Origin of the sequence: Azospirillum ramasamyi (genome assembly GCF_003233655.1) — a bacterium.
GTDB lineage: Bacteria > Pseudomonadota > Alphaproteobacteria > Azospirillales > Azospirillaceae > Azospirillum > Azospirillum ramasamyi.
Window position 1 is genome coordinate 384,998 of record NZ_CP029833.1, and the last position, 26,117, is coordinate 411,114.

The 26,117-nt window shown below is 69.9% G+C and carries 19 protein-coding genes; 5 read left to right on the plus strand and 14 right to left on the minus strand.

Going from position 1 to position 26,117, the window contains the following annotated elements; all coding sequences use genetic code 11:
- Positions 1-73: 73 nt before the first annotated feature.
- Together DM194_RS24025 and pgmG are read left to right on the plus strand one after the other, a co-directional pair.
- Positions 74-1,405, plus strand: coding sequence for a UDP-glucose dehydrogenase family protein (locus DM194_RS24025; RefSeq protein WP_111070070.1), 1,332 nt, complete (start codon positions 74-76; stop codon positions 1,403-1,405).
- Between the two features lie 38 nt (positions 1,406-1,443).
- Positions 1,444-2,844 carry a phosphoglucomutase/phosphomannomutase PgmG gene (gene pgmG / locus DM194_RS24030; RefSeq protein WP_111070071.1) on the plus strand — a complete coding sequence of 467 codons (1,401 nt, stop codon included), beginning with the start codon at positions 1,444-1,446 and terminating at the stop codon, positions 2,842-2,844.
- A 157-nt stretch (positions 2,845-3,001) separates the two neighbouring features.
- Here pgmG and DM194_RS24035 read toward each other — a convergent pair whose 3' ends face one another.
- The 13 genes from DM194_RS24035 to DM194_RS24090 form a co-directional block, all read right to left on the minus strand.
- A complete protein-coding gene (locus tag DM194_RS24035; protein WP_176581496.1) occupies positions 3,002-4,129 on the minus strand; it encodes an ABC transporter permease in 1,128 nt (375 codons plus the stop codon).
- A 3-nt stretch (positions 4,130-4,132) separates the two neighbouring features.
- Positions 4,133-7,009, minus strand: a complete 2,877-nt coding sequence (gene rbbA, locus DM194_RS24040; RefSeq protein WP_111070072.1) for a ribosome-associated ATPase/putative transporter RbbA — start codon at positions 7,007-7,009, stop codon at positions 4,133-4,135.
- The gene (locus DM194_RS24045) at positions 7,006-8,199 is read right to left on the minus strand and encodes an HlyD family secretion protein (RefSeq protein ID WP_111070073.1); all 1,194 of its coding nucleotides are present in this window, start codon (positions 8,197-8,199) and stop codon (positions 7,006-7,008) included. The genes rbbA and DM194_RS24045 overlap by 4 nt, the downstream gene beginning before the upstream one ends.
- Positions 8,200-8,201: 2 nt before the next feature.
- A complete protein-coding gene (locus DM194_RS24050) occupies positions 8,202-9,800 on the minus strand; it encodes an MBL fold metallo-hydrolase (protein ID WP_111070074.1) in 1,599 nt (532 codons plus the stop codon).
- A gap of 77 nt (positions 9,801-9,877) precedes the next feature.
- Positions 9,878-11,371: a thymidine phosphorylase family protein gene (locus tag DM194_RS24055; RefSeq protein ID WP_111070075.1), complete on the minus strand. Its 1,494-nt coding sequence runs from the start codon at positions 11,369-11,371 to the stop codon at positions 9,878-9,880.
- Positions 11,372-11,500: 129 nt separating this feature from the next.
- Complete coding sequence (trxC, locus tag DM194_RS24060; RefSeq protein WP_111070076.1) at positions 11,501-11,977, minus strand: thioredoxin TrxC; 477 nt, start codon at positions 11,975-11,977, stop codon at positions 11,501-11,503.
- Positions 11,978-12,054: 77 nt separating this feature from the next.
- Entirely contained in the window at positions 12,055-12,309 is a 255-nt protein-coding gene (locus tag DM194_RS28335) for a hypothetical protein (protein ID WP_162630171.1), read from the minus strand.
- Positions 12,310-12,553: 244 nt separating this feature from the next.
- On the minus strand, positions 12,554-13,048 hold the full coding sequence (locus tag DM194_RS24065) for a periplasmic heavy metal sensor (protein ID WP_111070077.1): 495 nt from the start codon (positions 13,046-13,048) through the stop codon (positions 12,554-12,556).
- Positions 13,045-13,500, minus strand: coding sequence for a hypothetical protein (locus DM194_RS24070; RefSeq protein ID WP_111070078.1), 456 nt, complete (start codon positions 13,498-13,500; stop codon positions 13,045-13,047). Before DM194_RS24070 ends, DM194_RS24065 begins: the two co-directional genes overlap by 4 nt.
- A 13-nt stretch (positions 13,501-13,513) precedes the next feature.
- Positions 13,514-14,131: an RNA polymerase sigma factor gene (locus DM194_RS24075; protein ID WP_246024567.1), complete on the minus strand. Its 618-nt coding sequence runs from the start codon at positions 14,129-14,131 to the stop codon at positions 13,514-13,516.
- A 132-nt stretch (positions 14,132-14,263) separates the two neighbouring features.
- Positions 14,264-17,383: an efflux RND transporter permease subunit gene (locus DM194_RS24080; RefSeq protein WP_111070079.1), complete on the minus strand. Its 3,120-nt coding sequence runs from the start codon at positions 17,381-17,383 to the stop codon at positions 14,264-14,266.
- A gap of 7 nt (positions 17,384-17,390) precedes the next feature.
- Positions 17,391-20,531: a multidrug efflux RND transporter permease subunit gene (locus DM194_RS24085; protein ID WP_111070080.1), complete on the minus strand. Its 3,141-nt coding sequence runs from the start codon at positions 20,529-20,531 to the stop codon at positions 17,391-17,393.
- Positions 20,528-21,892: an efflux RND transporter periplasmic adaptor subunit gene (locus DM194_RS24090; protein ID WP_246024569.1), complete on the minus strand. Its 1,365-nt coding sequence runs from the start codon at positions 21,890-21,892 to the stop codon at positions 20,528-20,530. Before DM194_RS24090 ends, DM194_RS24085 begins: the two co-directional genes overlap by 4 nt.
- Before the next feature lie 241 nt (positions 21,893-22,133).
- On the opposite strand from DM194_RS24090, the gene DM194_RS24095 reads away from it, so the two are divergent.
- From DM194_RS24095 to DM194_RS24105, 3 genes are all read left to right on the plus strand, one after another.
- Positions 22,134-22,817 carry a GntR family transcriptional regulator gene (locus tag DM194_RS24095; RefSeq protein ID WP_111070081.1) on the plus strand — a complete coding sequence of 228 codons (684 nt, stop codon included), beginning with the start codon at positions 22,134-22,136 and terminating at the stop codon, positions 22,815-22,817.
- Positions 22,818-22,923: 106 nt separating this feature from the next.
- Entirely contained in the window at positions 22,924-23,961 is a 1,038-nt protein-coding gene (locus DM194_RS24100; protein ID WP_111070298.1) for a phosphotransferase, read from the plus strand.
- A 6-nt stretch (positions 23,962-23,967) separates the two neighbouring features.
- Complete coding sequence (locus DM194_RS24105) at positions 23,968-25,284, plus strand: aspartate aminotransferase family protein (RefSeq protein ID WP_111070082.1); 1,317 nt, start codon at positions 23,968-23,970, stop codon at positions 25,282-25,284.
- A gap of 153 nt (positions 25,285-25,437) precedes the next feature.
- On the opposite strand, the gene DM194_RS24110 is transcribed toward DM194_RS24105, so the two are convergent.
- On the minus strand, positions 25,438-26,088 hold the full coding sequence (locus DM194_RS24110) for a DUF1345 domain-containing protein (protein WP_111070083.1): 651 nt from the start codon (positions 26,086-26,088) through the stop codon (positions 25,438-25,440).
- Between the last annotated feature and the right edge of the window lie 29 nt (positions 26,089-26,117).

Genomic DNA, 26,117 nt, shown 5'->3' on the forward strand with positions numbered 1-26,117 from the left:
AGGAACGCCCCCGCCGGGGTAATCCAATGATTGACGGGTTTTCTGATTTTTCAAGGACTTGAGGGGGGACGCGATGCGCATAGCGATGATCGGTACGGGCTATGTCGGCCTGGTCTCCGGCGCCTGCTTTTCCGAGTTCGGCGTGCATGTCGCCTGCGTCGACAAGGACGCCGGCAAGATCGAGCGGCTGAAGCGCGGGGAGATTCCGATCTACGAGCCCGGGCTGGACGACCTCGTCGCCCGCAACGTCGCCGCCGGCCGCCTGTCCTTCACCATGGATCTGAAGGAGGCGATGCAGGGCGTCGATGCCGTGTTCATCGCGGTGGGCACCCCGTCGCGCCGCGGCGACGGCCACGCCGACCTGTCCTATGTCTATGGCGCCGCCGAGGAGATCGCCCGGCATCTCGACCACTACACGGTGGTGGTGACGAAATCGACGGTCCCGGTCGGCACCGGCCGCGAGGTCGAGGCGATCATCCGCCGCGCCCGCCCCGACGCCGAGTTCGACGTCGCCTCCAACCCCGAGTTCCTGCGCGAAGGCTCCGCCATCGGCGACTTCATGCGGCCCGACCGCGTCGTCATCGGCGCCACCTCCGACCGCGCGGGCGACGTGATGCGCCGGCTCTACCGCCCGCTCTACCTGATCGAGACGCCGATCGTGGTGACCTCGCTGGAGACGGCGGAGCTGACCAAATACGCCGCCAACACCTTCCTGGCCGCCAAGATCACCTTCATCAACGAGATCGCCGACCTCTGCGAGAAGGTCGGCGCCAACGTCCACGACGTGGCGCGCGGCATCGGGCTGGACGGACGCATCGGCAGGAAGTTCCTGCACCCCGGTCCGGGCTATGGCGGCTCCTGCTTCCCGAAGGACACGCTGGCGCTGGTCCGCACCGCCCAGCAGGTCGGCAGCCCGCTGCGCATCATCGAGACGGTGGTGGACATCAACGACAAGCGCAAGAAGCAGATGGCCGAGCGCATCATCGCCGCCTGCGGCGGGTCGGTGGACGGCAAGACCGTCGCGGTGCTGGGCGTCGCCTTCAAGCCGAACACCGACGACATGCGCGACAGCCCGTCGCTGGACATCGTCCCGGCGCTGCAGGCGGCGGGCGCCCATGTGCGCGCCTTCGATCCCGCCGCGATGCACGAGGCCGAAAAGCTGCTGCCCGGCGTGGAGTGGGCCAAGGACGCCTACGGCACCTTGGAAGGGGCCGATTGCGTCGCTATTCTCACGGAGTGGAACGAATTCCGCGCGCTCGACCTGCGTCGGGTCAAGTCGATGCTGAAGCGGCCGGTTATGATCGACCTGCGCAACATCTACAACCCAGAGGACATGGCAAAGGCCGGCTTCACCTATACCTCCATCGGCCGGCCGTCGCCGGCCGGCGGGATGGACCGCGGTTAAGGTCCTAAGACGACGTCCAACAGAGGACTAACGAGATCATGAGCGAAGCCCATACCTTCCACCCCACGGTGCTGCGCGAGTACGACATCCGCGGCATCGTCGGCAAGACGCTGACTCCCGCCGACGCCCGCGCGGTCGGCCGCTCCTTCGGCACCGTGGTGGTGCGCCAGGGCGGCAAGACGGTCTGCGTCGGCTATGACGGCCGTCTGTCCTCGCCGGAACTGGAGGAGGCGCTGGTCGAGGGGCTGGTTTCCACCGGCCTGCACGTCCTGCGCATCGGGCTCGGCCCCACGCCGATGCTGTATTTCGCCACCCGCGACCGCGATGCGGCGGCCGGCATCATGATCACCGGCTCGCACAACCCGCCGGACTACAACGGCATCAAGATGATGTTGGGCAAGGGCCCGGTCTATGGCCAGCAGATCCTCGATCTCGGCACCATGGCGGCCAAGGCCGACTGGGTGCAGGGCCAGGGCTCGTCGGAGAAGATCGACGTCCAGGACGAGTATGTCGCCCGTCTGCTGAAGGACTATGACGGCACGCGCGACCTGAAGGTCGCCTGGGACGCCGGCAACGGCGCGGCGGGCGAAATCCTGCGCCGCCTGACCGCCAAGCTGCCGGGCGAGCATATCCTGCTGTTCGACGAGATCGACGGCAACTTCCCCAACCACCATCCCGATCCGACGGTCGAGGCCAATCTGGTCGACCTGAAGAAGGCGGTGGCGGAGCATGGCTGCGACCTCGGCATCGGCTTCGACGGCGACGGCGACCGCATCGGCGCCATCGACCACAAGGGCCGCGTGGTGTGGGGCGACCAGCTGGTCGCGCTCTATGCCGCCGACGTGCTGAAGAGCCATCCGGGCGCCACCATCATCGCCGACGTCAAGGCCAGCCAGGCCCTGTTCGACGAGATCGCCAAGCATGGCGGCAACCCGCTGATGTGGAAGACCGGCCACTCGCTGCTCAAGGCCAAGATGGCGGAGACCGGTTCGCCGCTGGCCGGCGAGATGTCGGGCCACATCTTCTTCGCCGACAAGTGGTACGGCTTCGACGACGCGCTGTATTGCGGCGTCCGCCTCGTCGGGCTGGTCAGCAAGCTGAACACCACGCTGGCCGCGCTGCGCGACGCCCTGCCGGACATGCTCAACACCCCGGAGACCCGCTTCCAGATCGACGAGGAACGCAAGTTCGCTGTGGTCGAGGAGGTCAAGGGCCGGGTCAAGGCGTCGGGCGCCAAGGTCAACGACATCGACGGCGTCCGCGTGACGACCGACGACGGCTGGTGGCTGCTGCGCGCGTCCAACACTCAGGACGTTCTGGTGGCCCGCGCCGAGTCCTACAGCCAGGAAGGTCTGGAGCGGCTGAAGACCGCGCTGATCGAGCAGCTGGTGGCCTCGGGGCTGAGCGCGCCGTCCTTCGAGGGCGGCGGATCGCACTGAGGTTCAGGGGGTGGGGGAATCGTCGGTTGACGGTGCCCCCACCTAACCTCCCCCCGCTCTCAGCGGACCCACGGTCCGCCTGTCGCGTCAGCACAAAGCGAAGCTTTGTGCGAGAGCTGGGCGGGGGAGGGTCGGGGAGGGGGGCAGGGCGCCGCCCTCACCGGAAGCTCGCCAGATGCCGCCTGAATCGCGCCAGGCTCCAGGCGAAGAACAGCGCGCCGATGCCGGCGGTCGCCGCGAAGCGCGGCCATACCACGTCGAAGCCCGCTCCGCGGAACAGGATGGCCTGGGCGAAGGCGACGAAATGGGTCGAGGGTGACAGCTGCATCGCCATCTGCAGCCATTCCGGCTCGCTTTCCAGCGGGGTGAAGCCGCCGGAGAGCATGTTCATCGGCAGCACGATCAGGATGAACAGCAGCCCCAGCTGCGGCATCGACCGCGCCACGGTGCCGAGGAAGATGCCGAGCGCCGTCGCGAAGAACAGGTAGAGCGCCGTCCCGACCAGGAACAGCGGGACCGATCCGGCCAGCGGCACCGACAGCATGCCGCGCAGCACCACGTAGAGCGACACCAGCGTCAGCAGCAGGATCACCGAGCCGTTGGCCAGCACCTTGGCGGTCATGATCTCGGCCGGGCGGACCGGCATCACCAGCAGATGCTCCAGCGTGCCGTGCTCGCGCTCGCGGATCAGGGCGGCGCCGGCCAGCAGCACCGCCAGCATGGTGATGTTGCTGACCACCGACATGGTGCCGGTGAACCATTTCGTATCCAGCCCCTCGTTGTAGGCGATGCGGAGCTGGAGATCGACCGGAGCGGCGCTGCCGTCGGCCTCGCGGCGGACGAAGCGGCCGACCTCGTCCTCGATTATGCCCTGGATGGTGCCGGCGCCGATGCCGGCCTGCATCATCGCGGTGGCGTCGATCAGCAGCTGGATCGTCGGGCTGCGGCCGGCCAGCACGTCGGCCTGGAAGTTCGGCGGGATGTCGAGGACGAAGGTGTAGCGCGCGGCATCCATCGCCGGATCGACCTCGGCATGGCCGATCATGGCCGGCCTCTGGAACTCCGGCGCGCGGAAGCTGGAGATCAGCCGCTGCGACAGGGTGGAATTGTCCTCGTCGACGATGGCGATGGCGGCGTTGTGCAGATCGTGCGAGATGCCGGTCGCCTGGGAATAGACCGAGAAGGTGAAGGAATAGACGACGAAGGCCAGCATGAAGACGTCGCGCAGCAGGCTGATCCATTCCTTGCGCGCCAATGTCAGGCTGTTGCGGAGGAAGCGCATCATGGTTCAGCGCTCCTGCTTCGGCAGGAAGGCGACGCCCAGCGCCAGGAAGACGGGGACGAAGGCGGCGGTCGCCAGGATGAAGGGGAGGAGTTCCGTCAGGCCCAGGCCCTTGGTGAAGGCGCCGACCGACAGCTTCAGGAAATGGGTGGTCGGGAACAGCGTGCCGAACAGCCACGCCCCGCCTTCCAGGGTCGAGACCGGCTGAAGCATCCCGGAGAACTGGGTGGCCGGCAGCATGGTGACGATGGCGGTGCCGAACACCGCCGCCGTCTGGGTCGAGGTGAAGACGGAGATCAGCAGCCCCAGCGCCGTGGTCGCCACCACATAGATCAGCCCGCCCAGCAACAGCCCCACGAGACTGCCCTTCACCGACACGCCGAACAGCAGGACGGCCATCACCACCATCAGCAGCAGGTTGAAGGTGGCGAGCGCGATGTAGGGCAACTGCTTGCCCAGCAGGAATTCCAGCCGCGTCACCGGGGTGACGTAGAGGTTGGTGATGGAGCCCAGCTCCTTCTCCCGCACCACGCCGAGCGCGGCGAGGATGGCGGGGATGAAGACCAGCAGCAGGCCGATGACGGCCGGGACCATGGCGTCGAGGCTGCGGAAGGCCTGGTTGTAGCGGTAGCGCATCTCCACGGTGGCCGCCGCGGTGGGCAGGGAGACGCCGGCGGCGAGGGCGGCGTCCTGGATGAAGCGCTGGTGCAGGCCGGAGACGTAGCCCTGGATGGTCTCCGCCCGGAAAGGCATGGCGCCGTCGATGCGCACCGCCACCTCCGGCACCCGGCCGCGGCGCAGGTCGCGGCCGAAGCCCTCGGGGATCTCGATGGTCAGCGACGCCTCGCCCCGCTGCAGGCGCAGCGCGAGGTCGCGGGCATCCACGGCCGGCGGGGTGGCGCGGAAGCTGCGCGAGCCGTCGAACTGCTCGATATAGGCGCGGCTTTCCGGCGTGCGGTCGTGGTCGAGCACGGCGAAGCTCAGATTCTCCACGTCCATGGTGATGCCGAAGCCGAAGACCAGCATCAGCAGCACGGTGCCGAGCAGGGCGACGGTCAGGCGGACGGGATCGCGGCGCAGCTCCAGCGTCTCGCGCCATGCGTAGGCCAGCAGGCGGCGGCGGGAGAAGGAGGAGCCTCCCTCTCCCGCCCCGGGAGAGGAAAGGGGCCCATGCGGAGCATGGGAAGGGTGAGGGGAGAGGCCGGAAGCCATGGGGGGCTGGGCCATGGGGATCTGGTCCATGGGGATCTGGTCCATGGGGTTCGGGATGCTTGGAACACCCCTCACACTCCCCACTTCGTGGGGCCCCTCCCTCTCCCGGGGCGGGAGAGGGCGATTCTCCTCGGTTTGCTCCCCCTCCGCCTGGCGCATGAAACCGATGAAGGCGTCGTCCAGGCTGTCGGCCTGCTGTTGGCGGCGCAGCTCGTCGGGGGGGCCGGAGGCGATGACGCGGCCGGCGTTCATGAAGGCCACCCGGTCGCAGCGCGCCGCCTCGTTCATGAAATGGGTGGAAACGAAGATCGTCACCCCCTGGTCGCGCGAAAGCGCGATCAGGTCGCGCCAGAACTGGTCGCGCGCCACCGGATCGACGCCGGAGGTCGGCTCGTCGAGGATCAGCAGTTCCGGCCCGTGCAGGATGGCGACGGCCAGGGACAGCCGCTGCCGCACGCCGAGCGGAAGCCTGTCGGCCACCGCGTCGATGTAGGGCGACAGGCCGAAGCGCTTGACCAGCGCCGCCAGCCGGCTGTCGGCGTCGGCGAGGTCGAACAGGCGGGCGTGCAGGTCCAGGTTCTGGCGCACCGTCAGCTCGCCATAGAGCGAGAAGGCCTGCGCCATGTAGCCGACGCGGCGGCGGCTTTCCAGATCGCCGGCGTCCACCGGCTTGCCGAACAGCCTCGCCTCGCCGGCGCTGGCGGGCAGGAGGCCGGTCAGCATCTTCATCGTGGTGGTCTTGCCGCAGCCGTTGGACCCCAGGAAGCCGAAGATCTCGCCGCGGCCGATGCGGAAGCTGACGTCCGACACCGCGGTGAAATCGCCGAAGCGGCGGGTCAGGCCGATCGCCTCGATCGCCGGCTCCGCGCCGACGGGCTCGGGCGGGCGGGGCGGAACGGTCAGGCGTTCGTAGCCGCGCCGGGCATTCTCCGGCAGCAGGGCGACGAACGCCCCCTCCAGATCGGCGGCGCCGGTCTGCGCCTTCACCGCGGCGGGGGTATCGTAGGCCAGCAGGCGGCCGGCGTTCATCATCACCACCTGGTCGAAGCGCTCGGCCTCGTCCATGTAGGAGGTGGCGACCAGCACCGTCATGCCGGGACGGCCGGCGCGGATGCGGTCGATCAGCTCCCAGAACTGGCGGCGGGAGAGCGGATCGACGCCGGTCGTCGGCTCGTCGAGGATCAGCAGGTCGGGGTCGTGCAGCAGGGCGCAGCACAGGCCGAGCTTCTGCTTCATGCCGCCGGACAGCTTGCCGGCTGGGCGGTCGGGAAAAGGGGCGAGGCCGGTGGATTCCAGCAGGTCGGCGATGCGGCGCCGGCGCTCCGCGGCGTCGAGGCCGAACAGGCGGCCGAAGAACTGGAGATTCTCGGCGACGGTCAGCTCGGCGTAGAGGTTGCGGCCGAGCCCCTGCGGCATGTAGGCGATGCGCGGCTGGAGCGCGGCGCGGCCATGGCGGTCGGAAACGTCGGTGCCGAGCACGCGGACGCTGCCCTCTTGGATCTTCTTGGCGGTGGAGATCAGGCCGAGCAGGGTCGATTTGCCGACGCCGTCCGGGCCGATGATCGCGACGCTGGTGCCGGTGGGAATGTCGAGAGCCACATGCTCCAGCGCCACCGTCCCGCCATAGCGGTGCCGCACGCCGGACAGCGAGACGGCGGAGGCGGGGGTCATGACCTCGACCCTTGCGAGGGATCCCCTCTCCCCCCCGGGGAGAGGGTTAGGGTGAGGGGGTTGCGTGGGGTGGATTGGGAAGCGGAGGGTGTCTGATTATCGGCGAAGTCATGCGGCGCGCCCCCCTCACCCCGACCCTCTCCCCGGGGGGGAGAGGGGGATTGAGGCGGGGGAGAGGGGGGGATAAGGGATGAGGACGAGGTCTCTGCCCGCGTCAGCCTCGATTCCAGCCAGTCCGGCCAGACCGCCGCGTCGTCCAGCTTCACATAGGCCATGCCGGTCAGGCCGGTCTTCACCCGGTCGATGTAGCGGGTGACCAGCGATTCCGGGACGCGGGCCTTGACGCGGAACATCATGCGGTCGCGTTCGGACTTGGTTTCCACCTGCTTGGGCGTGAACTGGGCGCGGGGCGCGACGAAGGTGACGGCGGCGGGGATCGCGGTGTCGGGAACCGCGTCCAGCAGGATGCGGGCGTCGGCGCCCAGCGCGAGGTTTCCCGCGGTGTCGGTCGGCAGGAAGAAGGTCATGTAGACGTTCGACAGGTCGAGCAGAGTCGCCACCTTGCCGCCGGCCCCGAGAACCTCGCCGGGTTCGGCCAAGCGGTAGAGGACGCGGGACTTGCGCGGAGCCCTCAGCACGCCGTCGGCGACCAGAGTGGTCAGCCGGTCCACGTCGCCGGCCGCGGCGTCGATGGCCTCGTCGGCGCTGGCGAGGCGGCTCTTGGCGGCCTCCAGCGCGGCGTCGGCGGTGCGGCGGGCGTTGCGGGCCTGATCGACGCGCTGTTCGGCGATATGGCCCTTGCCGAACAGGACCAGCGCCCGCTCCATCTCCTTGGCGGCGTAGTCGGCCTCGCTGCTGCGCTGGGCGACCAGGGCGGCGGCTTCCTCGCGGGCGCGCCGGGTCTGGCGCAGCTGGGCCTCGGCGGAACGGAGCTGCGCCTCCAGGTCGCGGGTGTCGAGCGTGGCGATGACGGCGCCGGCCTCCACCAGATCGCCCTCCTGCACCGGGATGGTCTGGACGCGGGCGGCGTATTTGGTGGCGACGTCGATCTCGTTCGCCTCGATCCGGCCGTTGCCGGAGGCGAATCCGGCGGGCAGGCGGTTGCCCTGCATCGCCCGCCAGCCATAGGCGGCCCCGGCACCGAGGATCGCCAGCAGGACGACGGCGATGAGAAGGCGTCTGACGGTCATGGCTACGCTCCCTTGCCTGCGTTGCCGGTGGTGTCGAGCGCGCCCATCACGCCGGCCAGGATGCGTTCCCGCGCCGCGTCGTCGGGCGCGGCATCCAGCGTGCGACGCAGGGTCAACAGCGCTTCGGCATAATGGTTGTGCCAGTCCCGTCCGCCGAGGTCGGCGGGGGCGAGGCGCGGGTGGCGTTCGGCCGGCTCCAGCGGGCGCGGGGCGGCGAGATCGAGCCGGTCGTCCAGCGCCGGCTGCGCGATGGAATCCGGCGCCCAACCCCTGTCGATCAGCGCCTGCCGGATGGAGGCGCGGGCGGATTCCTCGCCATGGACCAGGAACAGGCCATGGCCGACGCCCTTGCGCGCCTCCACCCAGTCCAGCAGCGTGGAGCGGTCGGCATGGCCGGAATAGACGTCGATGGAGCGTATCTTCGCCTTGATGGCGATCTCCTCGCCATGGATGCGGACGCGGGGGGCGCCCTCCTGCAGCAGGCGGCCCATCGTGCCGGGGGCCTGGTAGCCGACCAGCAGCACGGTGTCCTGCGGGCGCCACAGCCGGTTCTTGAGATGGTGGCGGATGCGGCCGGCGTCGCACATGCCGCTGGCCGCCATGATGATGGCGCCGCCGGAGACGCTGTTCAGGCGCTGACTCTCCTGCACGCTGCGGACATGGTGGAAATTGCTGCGGGTGAAGGGATCGCCGTCGGTCTCCAGATCGTCGAGATGGCGGCGGAAGACGCCGGTCACCGCGTCGGCGAGCGGCGAGTCGAGGAAGACGTCCACCGCCGGCAGCTGGCCGCTGTCGAACAGGCAGTCGAGGTCGTAGAGCAGTTCCTGCGTGCGCTCCACCGCGAAGACCGGGATCAGCAGGACGCCGCCGGCCGCCAGGGCGGTGGACACCTCGGCGCGCAGCACCGCCTGCCGGCCCGCCTCGTCCAGGTCGGTGCGGTCGCGGTCGCCATAGGTGGTCTCCAGCACCATCCAGTCCGGCCGCTCCGGCCCGTCGGCATCGGCGTGGAAGCTCTTGCCGCCGGGGCCGAGGTCGCCGGAGAACAGGATGCGGGTGGGGCCGGAGGCGCCGTTCCTGGCCTCGACTTCGATGGAGGCCGAGCCCAGGATGTGGCCGGCCTGCCAGAAGCGGGCGCGCAGGCCCGGCAGGATCTCGGTCCAGCGGTCGTACTCGACTCGGCGGAGCCGGCGCAGGCTGCGGATGGCGTCGTCCTGGGTGTAGATCGCCTGGACCGGCGGACGGCCGCGCTGGCGGTTGCGGCGGTTCAGGCGCTCGACCTCGCCCTCCTGGATGTAGCCGCTGTCGGGCAGCATGTATTCCAGCAGGTCCACCGTGCCGGCGGTGGCGTGGATGCGGCCGCGGAAGCCGAGACGGGTCAGCTTGGGCAGCAGGCCGGAATGGTCGATGTGGGCATGGGTCAGCAGGACGGCCTTGATCGAGGCCGGATTGAAGGGAAAGGGGCGGTAGTTCAGTTCCCGGATCGTCTTGGTGCCCTGGAACATGCCGCAATCGATCAGCACGTCGCCTTCGGGCGTGGAGAGGCGGAAGCAGGAACCGGTCACCGTTCCGGCGGCGCCATGGAAGGTCAGCGACAGGGACATGGTTCGGCTCCTTCGGTTTGCATCCCTCGCCCCCGGAGGAGAAAGAGCCCCCCGGGGAGAAGGAGATTGGTTCCTGCTCACCCCACCCCCAGCACCACCCCGCTGCTTTCCGCAGCATGGGCCTGGGCGAAGGTGAAGTCGGCGTTGGTGCTGGCGTGGATGCGGTAGAGCGGTTCGCCCCGGCGCACCGGGTCGCCGACCTTGCGCAGCAGGTCGATACCGGCGCCCTTGTCGGTGGGCGCGCCGGCCAGCCGGGCGATGCGGGCCAGGCGGTAGCAGTCGAGCGACGACACCACCCCGTCGGCGGGGGCGGCGACCTCCGCGACCAGGGAGCCCAGCGTCGCCACCGCGGGCGGCGGGCCCTGCATGGCGATGATGCGCTCCATGGCGGCGAGCGCCGCGCCCGACTCCAGAAGCTCGCGCGCCCGGCGGTTGCCGCTGCCGCCGCGGACGGCGGGGTCGAATTCCAGGATGCGGCCGGCCAGCAGCAGGGCGCGCTCCCTCAGGTCGGCGGGGGATGCCGGATCGTTGCGCAGCACCGCCATCACGTCGCGCGCCTCCAGCACCGGGCCGATGCCGCGCCCGACCGGCTGCGAACCGTCGGTGATCGCCACCTCCAGCGTCAGGCCGAGGCTGTCGCCGACATGCTCGAACAGCTTGCGCAGGCGGACCGCCTCGCCCGCCGTGCGGATCTTGGCGCTGGGGCCGACGGGGATGTCGATCAGCAGATGGGTGGAGCCGGCCGCCACCTTCTTCGACAGGATGGAGGCGACCAGCTGCTCGCGCGTGTCGATGGCGAGCGGGCGCTCGACCGAGATCAGGATGTCGTCGGCCGGCGACAGCCGGACATGGCCGCCCCAGACCAGGCAGCCCTTGGCCTCGCGCACCAGCGCCTGCATGCGCTCCATCGGCACGTCGACATTCGCCAGCACCTCCATGGTGTCGGCGGTGCCGGCGGGGGAGGTGATGGCGCGCGACGAGGTCTTGGGGATCGGCAGGCCGTGGGCGGCGACGATCGGCACCACGATCATCGAGGTGCGGTTGCCGGGAATGCCGCCGATGCAGTGCTTGTCGGCGATGGTGCCCAAATCCCGCCACTGCAGCCGGGTGCCGGCGGCGATCATGGCGCGGGTCAGCCCCAGCACCTCCGCCGTCGTCATGAAGCTGGCGCAGGCGATCAGGAAGGCGGCGATCTCGATCTTCGAATAGCGCTGGTCGGCGATGTCGCGGATGATCGCCGCCAGCTGCGCGTCGCTCAGGGCGGCGCCGCCGACCTTGGCGCGCACCAGCTCGAAACTCTCAGGCGGGGTCGGCGGGACGAGATGGACGGCGGAACCCTCGGCCAGCCCCAATTGGGCGAAGGCGGGGTCGGACAGGCCGATCTCGTCGGGGGCGACGATGGCGGGGTCGTCGACGATGTTCAGCACCGCCAGCAGGGAACGGCCGTCGGCCCGCACCTCCACCCGGCCCAGACCGAGGAAATCCTCGACATGGTACCGGGCGCAGCGCCGGTTGAGGAAGGCGACGTTCTCCCGGACGGTGTCGATCGCCAGATGTCGAAGCGTCAGCATGGGAACAGTCTACGATAGACCGCGCCGAACAGAGACGCCCAGCCCGCGCCTCAGCCATACCTGCCCTCATGCCTCGCATTTGATCCCGATCATTGGCAGGGCGGGGCGGGCGTGCTTAAGGGAGCGGGGCTATAGCCCCAGCGTCTGCCTGACCCATCCCACCAGCGCCGGCAGCGGCATGGCGCCGGCCGTGCGGGCGATCTCGCGGCCGTGATGGACCAGAACCAGCGACGGAATGCTGCGGATGCCGAAACGGGCGGCAAGGTCCGGCGAGGCTTCCGTGTCGATCTTGGCGAGTCGGACCCGCGGTTCCAGCTGTGCCGCCGCCTGGGTGAAGACCGGGGCCATCATGCGGCAGGGACCGCACCATTCGGCCCAGAAGTCGATCAGCACGGGCAGGTCGCCGCGTTCGGCATGGGCGGCGAAGCGTCGGGCGTCGAGCGCCACCGGCTTGCCTTCGAACAGGGTATTGCCGCAGCGGCCGCATTTGCCGCCGCCGAGCCGGGCCGGAGGCACGCGGTTCAGGGTGTCGCAATGCGGGCAGGCGACGAGCAGGCTGTCGGCGCCTGTGGATGACTGACCTGAAGCTTGGGCGGTGGTCGGCATGGCGGGGCTCCTTCCCCTGGCAGCGGTTCCACCGTCGATGTATGGGGCCGGAGCCGTCCGCTCAAGGCGTGCGGAGCCTATTCCCGCCGGCCCATCAGCCCTTCCAGCTTGGCGAGATCCACATATTGCGCCGGCCGGTCCTTCAACAGGTCCGGGGCGGCCAGGGCGTTCTCCCGCGCGCATTCGGCGACATAGCGGGCCAAGAGGTCGCGCATGACCTCGGCCAATGGCGTTTGCCGCTGGCGTGCGTAATTCTTGGCGACATCTTTGATTCGGCGATCAACGCGCAAAGAGATCGTCGCCTTCTTTGGATGAAACGGATCTCCGATCATGACGATCCTCCACCAGTCTTGCCGATCCTCGTTATTTGGATATGCCGGATCGGCGGTGGATACAAGGATCGTCGGGAAGAGGGCCGATAAAACTTGGGGATGATAACTTGTGGATTTGTGTGGATAAATTTTCCGCCGGTTTTCTTCTCCACAGAATCTGTGGATAGATGTGTGCGCAATCCCCGAACAGAATCATCCACATCCTTCCTGCCGGCCTGTCCGGCCTGTGGATGACTGGGTTTGCTTATTTTTTAGGCATAGCTGGCGTGGCGGGGGAACCCGGACCGCCGACCAGCCGCAGGCGTCCCGCGGGAGACAGGTCGGGCAGGATCGACAGGACGGTTTCCTCCGTCAGTTCGCCCATCTGGCGGCGCTTGGCGCGGGCCGCTTCGGTCGCGGCGCGCAGGGAGTCGTAGTCGACGGGATCGGCCTGCAGCAGGGCACGCACCCGCTGTCCGGCCTCGTGGTATTCCCGGGTCAGCGTGTCGTAGCGCGGGCGCAGCGGCTCGAAGGCGGCGCGCAGGCGCCGGGCGTCGGCGTCGGACAGGTCGGCGACCATCCGCTCGACGAAGCGGTCGGGCATCGGCTGGTACGCCGGCTGGCGGGACGGCGGGGCGGGATGGCGGAAGGTCGCGACCAGCATCGCCGCCAGGAACAGGTTCAGCGCCAGCGAGGCCAGCGCCAGAGCGCGCAGGCCCGGCCGCCGCAGAATCCGGCGGGGCGCGGTGAAACCGCTCATTGGGAGTCTCCGTCGAACAGCGTGACGACGTCATCGTGCAGCAGGGCCAGTTCCTGGCCGCGCGGCGCCTGGATGGGGGCCGGCAGCGTCCCGGCGAGCCAGCCGCCGGTCAGCCAGCCGAGCGCCAGCAGCGCGGCGCAGAAGCCCGCCACGGTCCGCCGCGGCATCCGTCCCAGCAACAGCAGCATCAGCCCGTCCTGCGGCACGGCGCGGGCGCCGGCGCCGACGGCGGACAGCAGGCGGTCGATGCGGGCATCCTCCACCGCCGGGGGGCTGCCGGCCAGCAGCCGGTCGAAGGACATCGCCTCGTCCACCGCCGCCCGCAAGGCGGGGGAGCGGGCGAGCGCGGCCTCGGCCCCGGCGCGCAGTTCGGACGGCCAGCGTTCCGGCGAGGCGCCATACGCGTCCAGGTGACGGAGGAACCGCTCGTCGGTCATTGCTTCATCCCTCATGGGGCATCCTCCTTCACGGATCCTCTCCGGCGGCGAGCGCGGCCTTCAGCGCCGAGCGGGCGCGGGCGAGCAGCGAGGCGAAGGCGCTTTCGCCCATGTTCAGCACCTCGGCCGCCTGCCGCAGGCTGAGCCCCTCCTGGTGGAACAGCACCACCGCGGCGCGCTGGCGGTCGGGCAGGGCGGCCAGCGCCCGGTTGACGCGCTCCGCCGTCTGGCGCTCGGCGATGCGGGCGAGCGCGTCGGGCGACTCGTCGGGCGGATCGCCGGCCTCCTCCAGCGGCGACCAGCCGGGACGCCGGCCGCGGTCGATGGCGAGGTTCATCACGATGCGGTAGAGCCAGGTGGTGAAGGAGGCCCGCCCGCCGTCCCAGCGCCCGGCATGCTGCCAGACCCGCAGAAAGGCCTCCTGCGCGATCTCGTCGGCGTCGGACGGGTTGCCGGTCATCCGCTGGGCCAGAGCCACGGCGCGGCGCATGTGGCGGACGGCCAGCCGGTCGAAGGCCGCGGCGTCGCCGCCGGCCACGCGGGCCATCAACTCGTCGTCCGTGCCGCTGGCCTCGATCACCGGGGTTCCGCTCATGCCGTGGGCCAGAACTATGCCGAAGAGCGCGAGGGGGTGCCAGGGGGTCATCCAAGGAACCATGCGGTTCGGGAGTCTTGACTCACCCCTCACCCTCCCCGCGCCTTCGGCGCGGCTCCTCTCCCTCTCCCGGGGCGGGAGAGGGCGCTTATCCCCGAGGAGCACCGCGCCCATCGCCGCCTCCTATTCCGCGGGGGCGGCGATGGCGGCGCGGCGGCGGCGGCGCATGGCCAGCCGTTCCAGCGTCAGATAGACCACCGGCGTGGTGTAGAGCGTCAGCATCTGGCTGACCAGCAGGCCGCCGATGATGGCGACGCCCAGCGGGCGGCGGATCTCGCCGCCGGTGCCGTAGTCGAAGGCCAGCGGCACCGCGCCCAGAAGCGCCGTGACCGTCGTCATCATGATCGGGCGGAAGCGGACCAGCCCGGCCTCGCGGATCGCCTCCAGCGGCGACAGGCCGCGCTCGCGCTCCGCCTCCAGGGCGAAGTCGATCATCATGATGGCGTTCTTCTTGACGATGCCGATCAGCAGGATGATGCCGATCAGCGCCACGATCGACAGGTCGTAGCCGGTCAGGATCAGCGCGATCAGCGCCCCCAGCCCGGCCGAGGGCAGGGTCGACAGGATGGTCAGCGGGTGGATCAGGCTCTCGTACAGAATGCCCAGCACGATGTAGATGGTGATGAGCGCCGCCAGGATCAGCAGCGGCTGGCTGGACGAGGATTGCTGGAAGGCGCGCGCGTCGCCCTGGAAGCCGGCGCGGATGCTGGCCGGCATGCCGATGTCCTCCGCCGCGCGCTGGATCACCTCGGTCGCCTGGGACAGCGAGACGCCGGGGGCGAGGTTGAAGGTCAGGTTGGCGACCGGGAAGCCGTTCTGGTGCTGGATGCTGGCCGCCTGGTTGCCGATGGTGACGCGCGCCACCGTCGACAGCGGCACCATGCCGTCGCGGCCCGACACATGGATGCGCTTCAGGTCGTCGGGGCCGAGCGCCTCGCGCGGGTCGACCTCCAGCACCACCTTGTGCTGGTTCTGCGCCAGATACATGGTGGAGACCTGCCGCTGGCCGAAGGCGTCGTAGAGCGTCGCCGCCAGCTCGCTCAGGGACACGCCCAGCCGCGCGGCGGCGTCGCGGTCGACGATCACGTTGGCCTGGATGCCGCCGTTCTGCCGGTCGTTGGCGACGTCCACCAGCTCCGGCAGGGTGCGCATCTTCTCCACCAGCTTGGGCGCCCATTCGTTCAGCGCGCCGATGTCGGGATCCTGCAGGCTGTAGCGGTACTGGCTGCGGCCCTGGAAACCGCCGACGCGGATGTCCTGCACCGGCGACAGGAACAGCTGCACCCCCGGCACCCGGCCGGCGCGCATGCGCAGCCGCTGGGTGACGGTCGCCAGATCCTCGCGCTCCGCCTTCGGTTTCAGGGCGATGTAGATCTGGCCGGAATAGCTGCCGCCCGGCCCGCCGCCGCCGATGGTGCCGCCGACGCTGGCCACCGCCGGATCGCCGGCCACCGCCTCCTGAAGCGCGCGCTGGCGCGTGACCATGGCCTGGAAGGAGATGTCCGGCGGCGGGTCGCTGAAGCCCATCAGCAGGCCGGTGTCCTGCTGCGGCACCAGGCCCTTCGGCACCTGCCCGTAGAGCCAGACGCTGACGCCGATGATGGCGAAGGTCGCCGCCAGCATGGTGCGGCGGTGGGCCAGCACCCAGTCCAGCCCGTCGGCATAGAGGCCGAACAGCCGGTCGCCGATCCAGCTCAGCCCGCGGGCGAGCCGTCCGGGCGGTTTGCGCTCCGCCTCCGGCAGCAGCAGGTGGGCGCACATCATCGGGGTCAGGGTCAGCGACACCACCGCCGACACGGCGATGGCGACCGACAGCACCACGGCGAACTCGCGGAACAGCCGGCCCTGGAGGCCGCCCATGAACAGGATGGGGATGAAGACGGCGACCAGCGACAGGCTGATCGACACCACGGTGAAGGCGACCTGCCGGGATCCCTTGATCGCCGCCTCCAGCGGCCGGACGCCCTTCTCGATGTGGCGGACGATGTTCTCGATGACGACGATGGCGTCGTCCACCACGAAGCCGACCGAGATGGTCAGCGCCATCAGCGAGAAATTGTCCAGGCTGTAGCCGGCGATCCACATCACCCCGAAGGTGCCGGCCAGCGACAGCGGCACCGAGGCCGCCGGGATGACCGTCGCCCACAGGCGGCGCAGGAACAGCGCCATCACCATCACCACCAGCGCCACGGTGATCGCCAGCGTCTTCTGCACGTCGTCGATCGAGGCGCGGATGGTCGGCGTGCGGTCGGTGCGCACCGACAGCTCCACACCGGGCGGCATCCAGCTGCGCAGGGTCGGCAGTTCGGCGTTCACCCGGTCCACCGTCTCCACCACGTTGGAGCCCGGCTGCTTCTGGATGTTGATGAGGACCGCGCGCTGGCCGTCCTGCCAGGCGGCGGTGCGGCTGTTCTCCGGCGCCTCGATCACCTCGGCGACATCGCCGAGGCGGATGGTGGCGCCGTCCTTCTGCGCCACGATCAGCCGGCGGTAGGCGTCCGCGCCGAACAGCTGGTCGCTGGCGCCGATCGACCAGAACTCGTGCGGGCCGTCGAAGCTGCCCTTCGGGCCGTTGGCGTTGGCGCGCGAGATGGCGCTGCGGATCGTCTCCAGGCTGACGCCCATGTTGGCGGCGGCGGTGGCGTTGACCCGCACGCGCACCGCCGTCTTCTCCGCCCCGTTGATGGAGACCTGGGCCACCCCCTCGATCTGGCTCAGCCGCTGGCCGATCACGCTGTCGGCCAGATTGTACAGCTCCGACGGCGCCAGGGTGGTGGAGGTCATGGCGAGCGTCAGCACCGGCGCGTCGGCCGGGTTGATGCGCCGCATCTTCGGCGGGCTCGGCAGGTCGGCCGGCAGGTCGCCGCCGGCGGCGTTGATCGCCGCCTGAACGTCGCGCGACGCCGCCTCGACGTCGCGGTCCAGGTCGAACTGCACGATGACCGACGTGCTGCCGAGCCTGCTGTTCGACGTCATCTCGGTGATGCCGGCGATGCGGGACAGCCGCCGTTCCAGCGGCGTGGCGACGGAGGCGGCCATCGTCTCCGGGCTGGCGCCGGGAAGCGAGGCGGAGACCACGATGGTCGGGAACTCCACCTGCGGCAGCGGCGCCACCGGCAGGAAGCGGTAGGCGACCATGCCGAGGATCATCAGCCCGATCATCAGCAGCGAGGTGCCGACCGGCCGTGCGATGAAGGGGGCGGAGAGCGACAGCTTGGACGGAGAGTTTGCGGGGGATGCCATGGGCGGTCTACTCCGCCGCCGCGCGGCCGGGCGCCCGGTCGTTGCCCGGCAGGGCCGCCGCCTTCGCCCCCGGCCGCAGCCAGCGCCGCAGGCGGGTGCCCATCCGGTCCATGTAGAGATAGACCACCGGCGTGGTGTAGAGCGTCAGCACCTGGCTCAGCACCAGCCCGCCGACGATGGCGATGCCCATCGGCTTGCGCAGCTCCGATCCGGTGCCGTTCTCCAGCGCCAGCGGCAGGGCGCCGAGCAGGGCCGCCATCGTCGTCATCATGATCGGGCGGAAGCGCAGCAGCGACGCCTCGTAGATCGAGCGCTCCGGCGCCATGCCCTGGTGGCGTTCGGCCTCCAGCGCGAAGTCGATCATCATGATGGCGTTCTTCTTGACGATGCCGATCAGCAGCACGATGCCGACCAGCGCGATCAGCGACAGGTCGTGGCCGGTCGCCATCAGCGCCAGAAGCGCGCCGATGCCCGCCGACGGCAGGGTCGACAGGATGGTGATGGGGTGGATCGTGCTCTCGTACAGGATGCCGAGCACGATGTAGACCGCGACCACCGCCGCCAGGATCAGCCAGGGCTGGTTTTCCAGCGAGGTGCGGAACTCCGCGGCGGTGCCGGCGAAGCGGGCGGTCGCGGTTTCGGGCATGCCGATGCTTTCGCGCGCCTCCTGGATGGCCGCCACCGCCGCCCCCAGCGAGACGCCGGGCGCCACGTTGAAGGACAGCGTGACGGAGGGGAACTGCCCCTGGTGGGTGATGACCAGGGGGGCGGTCCTGCGCTCCATCGACACCACCGCGCCCAAGGGCACCACGCCGCCGTTGCCCGATTTCACATAGATCTTGGACAGGGAGGACGGGTCCATCTGGAAGGACGGCTCCACCTCCAGGATCACGCGGTACTGGTTGGTCTGGGTGTAGATGGTGGACACCTGCCGCTGGCCGAAGGCGTCGTACAGCGTGTCGTCGATGGCCTGCGGCAGCACATTCAGGCGGGACGCGGCGTCGCGGTCGATGTCCAGGTAGACCTGCAGCCCGTCCGGCTGCTGGTCGGTCGCCACGTCGGTCAGCTCCGGCCTCGCGCGCAGCGCCTCCAGCAGGCGCGGGGTCCAGTTCTCCAGCTCCTTCGGGTCGGCGTCCTGCAGGACGTATTGATACTGGGTGCGGCTGACGCGGCTGTCGATCTGCACGTCCTGCACCGCCTGCATGAACAGCGAGACGCCTTTCAGGTCGGCGGTGGCGGCGCGCAGCCGGGCGATGATCTCCTCGGCCGAGGCGCTGCGCTGGTCGCGCGGCTTCAGCGCGATGGTCAGGCTGCCGGTGTTGGTGGTGGCGTTCACCGTGCCGGTGCCGACGAAGCTCGCCACCCCCGCCACGTCGGGGTCGCGGCGCACGATGTCGGCGACCTCGCGCTGGCGCTCCGCCATCGCCTTGACCGAGATGGACGGCGCGGCGTCGGTGACGCCGATGATGACGCCGGTGTCCTGCTGCGGCAGGAAGCCCTTGGGCACCACGGTGTAGAGGTAGAGCGTGGCGGCAAGCGTCGCGATGGTGAACAGCAGGGTCGCCAATTGGTGGCGCAGCACGACGCGCAGCGAGGCGGCGTAGCCGTTCAGCAGCGCCTCGAAGCCGCGTTCGGTCCAGCGGAAGAAGGCGTTGGGTTTGCTCTCCGTCTCGGGCTTGAGCAGGCGGGCGCACATCATCGGCGTCAGCGTCAGCGAGATCACCGCCGACACCAGCACCGCGATGGAGAGCGTCATGGCGAATTCGCGGAACAGCCGGCCGACCACGCCGCCCATGAACAGCAGCGGGATGAACACGGCGATCAGCGACAGGGTCAGCGACACGATCGTGAAGCCGATCTGGCGCGCGCCCTTCAGCGCCGCCTGCAGCGGCTTCTCGCCCTTCTCGATGTAGCGGACGATGTTCTCGATCATCACGATGGCGTCGTCGACGACGAAGCCCGCCGCGATGGTCAGCGCCATCAGCGACAGATTGTCCAGGCTGAAGCCGCACAGCGCCATGATGCCGAAGGTGCCGATCAGCGACAGCGGCAGCACCGCCGCCGGGATCACCGTCGCCCACGCCTTGCGCAGGAACAGGAAGATCACCATCACCACCAGCCCGGCGGTCAGCACCAGCGTCTTCTGCACGTCGGCGACCGAGGCGCGGATGGTTTCCGTCCGGTCGGTCAGCACCGCCATCTTGATCTGCGGCGGCAGCGTGGCCTCCAGCGAGGGCAGCAGCTCGTGGATGCGGTCCACCGTCTCGATGATGTTGGCGCCGGGCTGGCGCAGCACGTTCAGCAGAACCGCCGGCCTGCCGTCATGCCAGGCGGCCAGCCGGGTGTTCTCCACCGAATCGACCACGGTGCCGATGTCGGACAGCCGCACCGGGCCGCCGTTCTTGTAGGCGACGATGATCGGGCGGTAGGCGGCTGCGGTCTCGATCTGGTCGTTGACGCCGATCGACCAGGACTGGCGCGGCCCGTCGAAGCTGCCCTTCGGCGCGTTGACGTTGGCCTGGGTGATGGTGGTCCGCACATCCTCCAGCGTCAGCCCGAGACCGGCGACGGCGGCGGGGTTGACCTGCACGCGCACGGCCGGGCGCAGGCCGCCCTCGATCCCGACATAGCCGACGCCCTCGACCTGGGACAGCTTCTGCGCCAGCAGCGTGTCGGCGGCGTCGCTGACGGTTTCCAGCCGCAGGGAGTCCGAGCTCAGCGCCAGCACCATGACCGGCGTGTCGGCCGGGTTGACCTTGTCGTAGACCGGCGGGTTCGGCAGCCCCCTGGGCAGCGTGCCGGATGCGGCGCTGATCGCCGACTGCACGTCCTGCGAGGCGGCGTCGATGTCGCGGGAGAGGTCGAACTGCAGGGTGATGACCGACAGCCCGAAGGAACTGGTCGAGATCATCGAGGAGATGCCGGGGATCTGCCCGAGCTGCCGTTCCAGCGGCGCGGTGACGGAGGAGGCCATCACGTCCGGGGCCGCCCCCGGCAGCTGGGTGGTGACGCGCACCGTCGGGAAATCGACCGTCGGCAGCGACGAGATCGGCAGCGTGCTGTAGCCCAGCAGGCCGAGCAGCACGACCGCCAGCATCAGCAGCCCGGTGGCGACCGGCCTCAGGATGAAGGGGGCGGAGATGTTCATGAGGGCTGCCGTCCCTCACGCGGGGCGTCGCCGGCAGGGGAGGCTGCAGGGGAGGCTGCAGGGGCGGGGGCGGGCGGGGCGCCGGTGTTCTCGCGCTGCTGCTGGCGCTCGCGCCGCCGCTCCTCGCGCGCGGCCGGGTCGGACGCGGCGCCGGCGGGCGGTGCCATCGCGGGGGCGGCGGTGCCGGCGGTGCCGACGGGGGCGGCCGACGCGATGGGCTCGACGATGCGGATCTTGGAGCCGGGCTGCAGGCGGTACTGGCCGTCCACCACCACGCGCTCGCCGGGGGTCAGGCCCTCGTCGATGATGGCCTTGTTCTCCTCCTGGTGGGCGACCTTGATCGGGCGCTGCTCCACCGTCAGGTCGTCCTTGATGACATAGGCGTAGGTGCCTTGCGGCCCGCGCTGCACCACCGTCGAGGGCACCGTGGTGGCGTCGCGGCGGATGGTGGACAGCAGGCGGACATTGACGAACTGGCCGGGCCACAGCTTCTGCGGGTCGTTGGGCATCTGCGCCTTCAGGCGGATGGTGCCGGTGCCGCTGTCGATCAGGTTGTCCACCACGGCGAGGGAGCCGGTGTCGAGCACGCGCCGGCCGTCGCGGTCCCGCACCTCCACCGTGACCGGCCCCTGCGCCTGGGCGGCCAGCACGGCGGGGAGCTGCTTCTCCGGCAGGGTGAAGAGCACGGTGATGGGCTGGATCTGGGTGATGGTGGCGATGCCGCTCTGGTCGCTGGCCCGCACCACGTTGCCCTGGTCGACGTTGCGCAGGCCGATGCGCCCGCTGATCGGCGCGGTGATGGTGGTGTAGTTCAGCTGGACCCGCACCGCCTCGATCGCCGCCTCGTCGGCGCGGATCTGCGCTTCGTACTGGGCGACCTGCGCGCGCTGGGTGTCGACCGTCTGGCGCGACGCGAATTCCTTCAGGCTCATGTTGCGCTCGAGGTCGCGCCGGGCGTTGGCGAGCAGCGCCTCGTTCTGCGCCTTCTTCGCCTCGGCCTGGGCGAGCTGGGCCTGGAGCGCGCGGGAATCGATGGTCGCCAGCAGGTCGCCGGCCTTCACCAGCTGACCTTCCTGGAGCGAGACGCGCTGCAGCTCGCCATCGACGCGGGCGCGCACGGTGACGGTGTTGAAGGCCTGGATCGTGCCGATGCCGTCGAACCAGATCGGAACGTCCTCGCGCGCGACGGTGCCGGCCTGGACCGCCACCACGGCGTTGCCGGCGCCGCGGGGACCGGGAGGGGCGCCCGCGGCGGGTGGTGCCGCGGGAGGGGCCAGCTTCTGCTGAACCGCGTAGCCGACGCCGCCGACCAGACCGGCGAGAACCACACCGGTGACCACCGGCTTCCAACGAATCGTCATGACTTTCCCGACGCTTGCCGGAAGGGCCGCAGGGCCGCCCCGGTCTTTCCGTATGCCCTTGATACGGGGCGGCGGTGCGGATTCGTCGGGACGCGCCGCAAAAAATTTCCGGGTTCGGCCGCGGCGCCCCGCCAAACGCATACACCGATATGCATTGCCTTGACCGCCGACGGGGTAACGGGCATGATGATGCATCATACAACGAACGGCGACAGCCGGCGACGGCGCAAGGAGGGGGAAGATGAGCGGGTTCGATCTGACCCTTCTCGACCATGACAACCTCGGCGGCACGATCTATCAGAAGCTGTGCGAGGCGCTGATGAAGGGGGCGTTCAAGCCGAACGACCGCCTCAAGATCCGCGATCTGGCCGAACGGCTGGGGACCAGCGTCACCCCGGTGCGCGACGCCATCCTGCGTCTGGTGCAGGATCAGGCCCTGGTGCTGCGCTCGCCGCGCGACATCCGCGTTCCGATGCTGACCCGCGCCGCCTATCTGGAAATCCGCGACATCCGCGTCAGCCTGGAGGGGATGGCCGCCGCCCGCGCCGCCGGGATGGCCACGCCCGCCCAGATCGCCGCGCTGGAGGCGCTGCTGGCGCGCAACGAGGATGCGATGGCCGCCGGCAACACCGCGCTGGCCACCGAACTCAACCAGATCTTCCACTTCAAGCTGGCGGAGATCGCCGACATGCCGGTGCTCGGCGACATCCTGCGGCGTTTGTGGCTGCAGATGGGACCGCTGATCGCCGACGTCTATGGCGGGGCCGGGCGCACGATGATCGACCATCACTATCCGCTGATGGACGCCATCCGCCGCCATGACGGCCCGGCCGCCGCCATCGCCATCCAGGCCGACATCCTGCTGGCCAGCGGCCCGATCCTGGAGCGGATCGACGCGGAGTCCCCGGAATCCCCCGCCTCCTGACCCGATCGCCGCATCGCCGGCCCCCGGACCTCCCCGCCTCCCCAGTCCATCCATGACGATGATGCATCAAACATTGAACGCCTCGAACGACAAGGAGACATCGGACATGATCCCCGGTGACGTTCTGACCACCGCCGCGCCGCCGATCTCCCCCGACGAGGCCGGCGCCATGATGCGGCGCTGTTTCGGCGTGACCGGCAGCGTCCGCAGCTTGAGCAGCGAGCGCGACCGCAACTTCCACATCGCCGCCGCCGGAGGGCAGGGCTATGTGCTGAAGTTCACCAACCCGGCGGAACCGCAGCCCGTCACCAGCTTCCAGACCGGGGCGATGCAGCATGTCACCGCGCGCGATCCCTCCCTGCCGGTGCCGCGCGTGGTGCCGACCCTGGACGGCGAGGCCCAGACGACCGTCCAGGTCGACGGCCAGACCATGGTGCTGCGGCTGCTGACCTATCTCGAAGGCACGCCGCTCCATGCCGCGCCGGCCTCGCCGGGGCTGATGCGGTCGCTGGGGGCGACGCTGGCCCGGCTGGATCTGGCGCTGGCCGACTACGCGCATCCCGGTTCGGAGCGCGATCTGCTGTGGGACATCACGCGCACCGCCAGCGTCGCCGACCGGCTGCATTACCTGCCCGACGGCCCGCGCCGCCGGATGGTGGAGCGCTTCGTCGACCGCTTCACCGGACAGGTGGCGCCGCGGCTGCCCGCCCTGCGGCATCAGGTGATCCACAACGACCTCAACCCGCACAACGCGGTGGTCGATCCGGTCGGGCACGAGACCGTCACCGGCATCATCGATTTCGGCGACGCGCTGAAGGCGCCGCTGGTCAACGACCTGGCGACGGCGCTCGCCTACCACGTCACCAGCGGCGAGACGCCCTTCGGCTCCCTGGTCGAGATGACCCGCGCCTACAATGCCGTGCTGCCGCTGACCCCGGAGGAGGTGGAACTGCTGCCCGATCTGGTGGCGGCCCGGCTGGCCCTGACCATCGGCATCACCAGCTGGCGGGCGGCCGAATATCCGGCGAACGCCCCCTATATCCTGCGGAATTCCGAACGCGCCTTCGCCGGGCTGGAAAAGCTGACCGGCGACGAGGCCGCCACCGCGCACCGCCTGCTCCATCTCGCCTGCCAGAGAGTGTGAACCGTCATGACCATGATCAACGCCTATGCGCCCGCCTCCGCCGGTTCCCTGCCGGAGCGCGAGCGCGCCCTGATCGCCCGCCGCGAGAAGCTGCTCGGCCCGGCCTACCGCCTGTTCTACGCCGACCCCATCCATGTGGTGCGGGGGGAGGGCTCCTACCTCTATGACGCCGACGGCAACCGCTATCTGGACGCCTACAACAACGTCGCCTCGGTCGGGCATTCGCGGCCCGAGGTGGTGGAGGCGATGGCGAAGCAGGCGGCGGTGCTGAACACCCACACGCGCTATCTGACCGACGGCATCCTCGACTTCGCCGAAGCCTTCCTGGCGGAGTTCCCGCCCGAACTGTCGCACCTGATGCTGACCTGCACCGGCAGCGAGGCCAACGATCTGGCCCTGCGCGTCGCCCGCGTCCACACCGGCGGCACCGGCGTCGTCATCGCCCACAACGCCTATCACGGCGTCACCTCGGCGCTGGCGGAGATGTCGCCCTCGTTGGGCGCCGCGGTGAAGCTGGGCGACCATGTCCGCGTGGTGCCGTCGCCCGACAGCTACCGCATCCCGGAGGCGGAGGTCGGCGCCGCCTTCGCCCGCTCGGTCGAGGAGGCCATCGCCGATCTGCGCGAGAAGGGGATCGCCCCGGCGGCGCTGCTGGTCGACACCATCTTCTCCAGCAGCGGCGTCTTCACCGATCCGGCCGGCTTCCTCGCCCCGGCGGTGGAGGCGATGCGCAAGGCCGGCGGCATCTTCATCGCCGACGAGGTGCAGCCCGGTTTCGGCCGGCTCGGCACCGATATGTGGGGCTTCGCGCGCCATGGGCTGGTGCCCGACATCGTGACGGTCGGCAAGCCGATGGGCAACGGCCACCCGGTGGCGGGGGCCATCTTCCGGCCGGAGGTGGTCGAGGCGTTCGGCAAGAACCAGCGCTATTTCAACACCTTCGGCGGCAACCCGGTGTCCTGCGCCGCGGCTCATGCGGTGCTGCGCGTCATCAAGACCGACCGGCTGCAGGAGAATGCCCTGGCCGTCGGCACCGAGATGATCGACGGCCTGCGCGCACTGGCCGCCAAGCACGACCTGATCGGCGACGTGCGCGGCAGCGGCCTGTTCATCGGCGTCGAGATGGTGCGCGACCGCACCCTCAAGACCCCGGCGCCGGAGGAGACCGCCCGCGTGGTGAACGACATGCGCCGGCGCCGGGTGCTGATCAGCGCCACCGGGCAGGAAGGGCACATCCTGAAGATCCGCCCGCCGCTGGTGTTCTCCTCCGACGACGCCAAGCTGTTCCTCGCCACGCTGGACGAGGTGCTGGCGGCGCTGTGATAGCGCCGGGCGTAGGTTCCGGCTTACGCCCCATGGTAAGGGCCGCGACTGCGGCCCCGCAGGCCCGTGCCTGCGAAGGCAAGCGGCCGGACGGCCGCGCCCGCCGTTTGCGGGCATGACGCGACTTCGGCGGCGGGATCCGCATGGATCCCGTCAGCCGGCCAGCCCGGCGGCCAGATTGACCCCCAGCGCCAGCACCGCCGTGTTGAACAGGAAGGACAATGTGCCGTGCATCAGCACCAGCCGGCGCATGGCGGCGTTGCGGGTGGTGACGTCGGATACCTGCGCCGTCATGCCGATGGTGAAGCTGAAATAGAGGAACTCCAGATAGTCGGGAGCGTCGTTGCCGGGAAAATCCAGCGGCCGCCCCCCTTGCGGTTCACCGTTCAGCCAATAGTCATGGGCGTAATGCTGGGCGAAGAAGATGTGCAGGAAGCCCCAGGACAGCAGGACCGTCGCCGCCGCCAGCCCCGCCGACAGCCCTTCGTCGGAGGAACCCTTGGCCGACATCAACTCGACCACGATGGAGGCCAGCGCGATCAGGGAGGCCAGCACCGCCCCGGTCAGCACGCCCCATTTGCCGGGATCGAGCAGCTTGGCCCGGCGGCGCATCGACGCCACGGTCGCCCGGCTCATCTGGATGCCGGCCATCACGATGTAGACGACGACGCCCGAATCCCACCCGATCAGCAGGGTGGTGGACAGGCGCAGCCACGCTGCCCCGGCAGCGCCGACGGCGAACGCCACCGCCAGCGCGCCCACCAGGGACGGGCGGTTGCGGAGATGGGCGAGGCTGTGGCGCATCGCGCCCCCATGCGATTTCCGCCGGGTGC

Coding starts and splice junctions, on each gene's coding strand:
- DM194_RS24025 (WP_111070070.1), top strand. CDS start 74: ATGCGCATAGCGATGATCGGTACGGGCTATGTCGGCCTGGTCTCCGGC.
- pgmG (WP_111070071.1), top strand. CDS start 1,444: ATGAGCGAAGCCCATACCTTCCACCCCACGGTGCTGCGCGAGTACGAC.
- DM194_RS24035 (WP_176581496.1), bottom strand. CDS start 4,129: ATGATGCGCTTCCTCCGCAACAGCCTGACATTGGCGCGCAAGGAATGG.
- rbbA (WP_111070072.1), bottom strand. CDS start 7,009: ATGACCCCCGCCTCCGCCGTCTCGCTGTCCGGCGTGCGGCACCGCTAT.
- DM194_RS24045 (WP_111070073.1), bottom strand. CDS start 8,199: ATGACCGTCAGACGCCTTCTCATCGCCGTCGTCCTGCTGGCGATCCTC.
- DM194_RS24050 (WP_111070074.1), bottom strand. CDS start 9,800: ATGTCCCTGTCGCTGACCTTCCATGGCGCCGCCGGAACGGTGACCGGT.
- DM194_RS24055 (WP_111070075.1), bottom strand. CDS start 11,371: ATGCTGACGCTTCGACATCTGGCGATCGACACCGTCCGGGAGAACGTC.
- trxC (WP_111070076.1), bottom strand. CDS start 11,977: ATGCCGACCACCGCCCAAGCTTCAGGTCAGTCATCCACAGGCGCCGAC.
- DM194_RS28335 (WP_162630171.1), bottom strand. CDS start 12,309: ATGATCGGAGATCCGTTTCATCCAAAGAAGGCGACGATCTCTTTGCGC.
- DM194_RS24065 (WP_111070077.1), bottom strand. CDS start 13,048: ATGAGCGGTTTCACCGCGCCCCGCCGGATTCTGCGGCGGCCGGGCCTG.
- DM194_RS24070 (WP_111070078.1), bottom strand. CDS start 13,500: ATGAGGGATGAAGCAATGACCGACGAGCGGTTCCTCCGTCACCTGGAC.
- DM194_RS24075 (WP_246024567.1), bottom strand. CDS start 14,131: ATGACCCCCTGGCACCCCCTCGCGCTCTTCGGCATAGTTCTGGCCCAC.
- DM194_RS24080 (WP_111070079.1), bottom strand. CDS start 17,383: ATGGCATCCCCCGCAAACTCTCCGTCCAAGCTGTCGCTCTCCGCCCCC.
- DM194_RS24085 (WP_111070080.1), bottom strand. CDS start 20,531: ATGAACATCTCCGCCCCCTTCATCCTGAGGCCGGTCGCCACCGGGCTG.
- DM194_RS24090 (WP_246024569.1), bottom strand. CDS start 21,892: ATGACGATTCGTTGGAAGCCGGTGGTCACCGGTGTGGTTCTCGCCGGT.
- DM194_RS24095 (WP_111070081.1), top strand. CDS start 22,134: ATGAGCGGGTTCGATCTGACCCTTCTCGACCATGACAACCTCGGCGGC.
- DM194_RS24100 (WP_111070298.1), top strand. CDS start 22,924: ATGATCCCCGGTGACGTTCTGACCACCGCCGCGCCGCCGATCTCCCCC.
- DM194_RS24105 (WP_111070082.1), top strand. CDS start 23,968: ATGACCATGATCAACGCCTATGCGCCCGCCTCCGCCGGTTCCCTGCCG.
- DM194_RS24110 (WP_111070083.1), bottom strand. CDS start 26,088: ATGCGCCACAGCCTCGCCCATCTCCGCAACCGCCCGTCCCTGGTGGGC.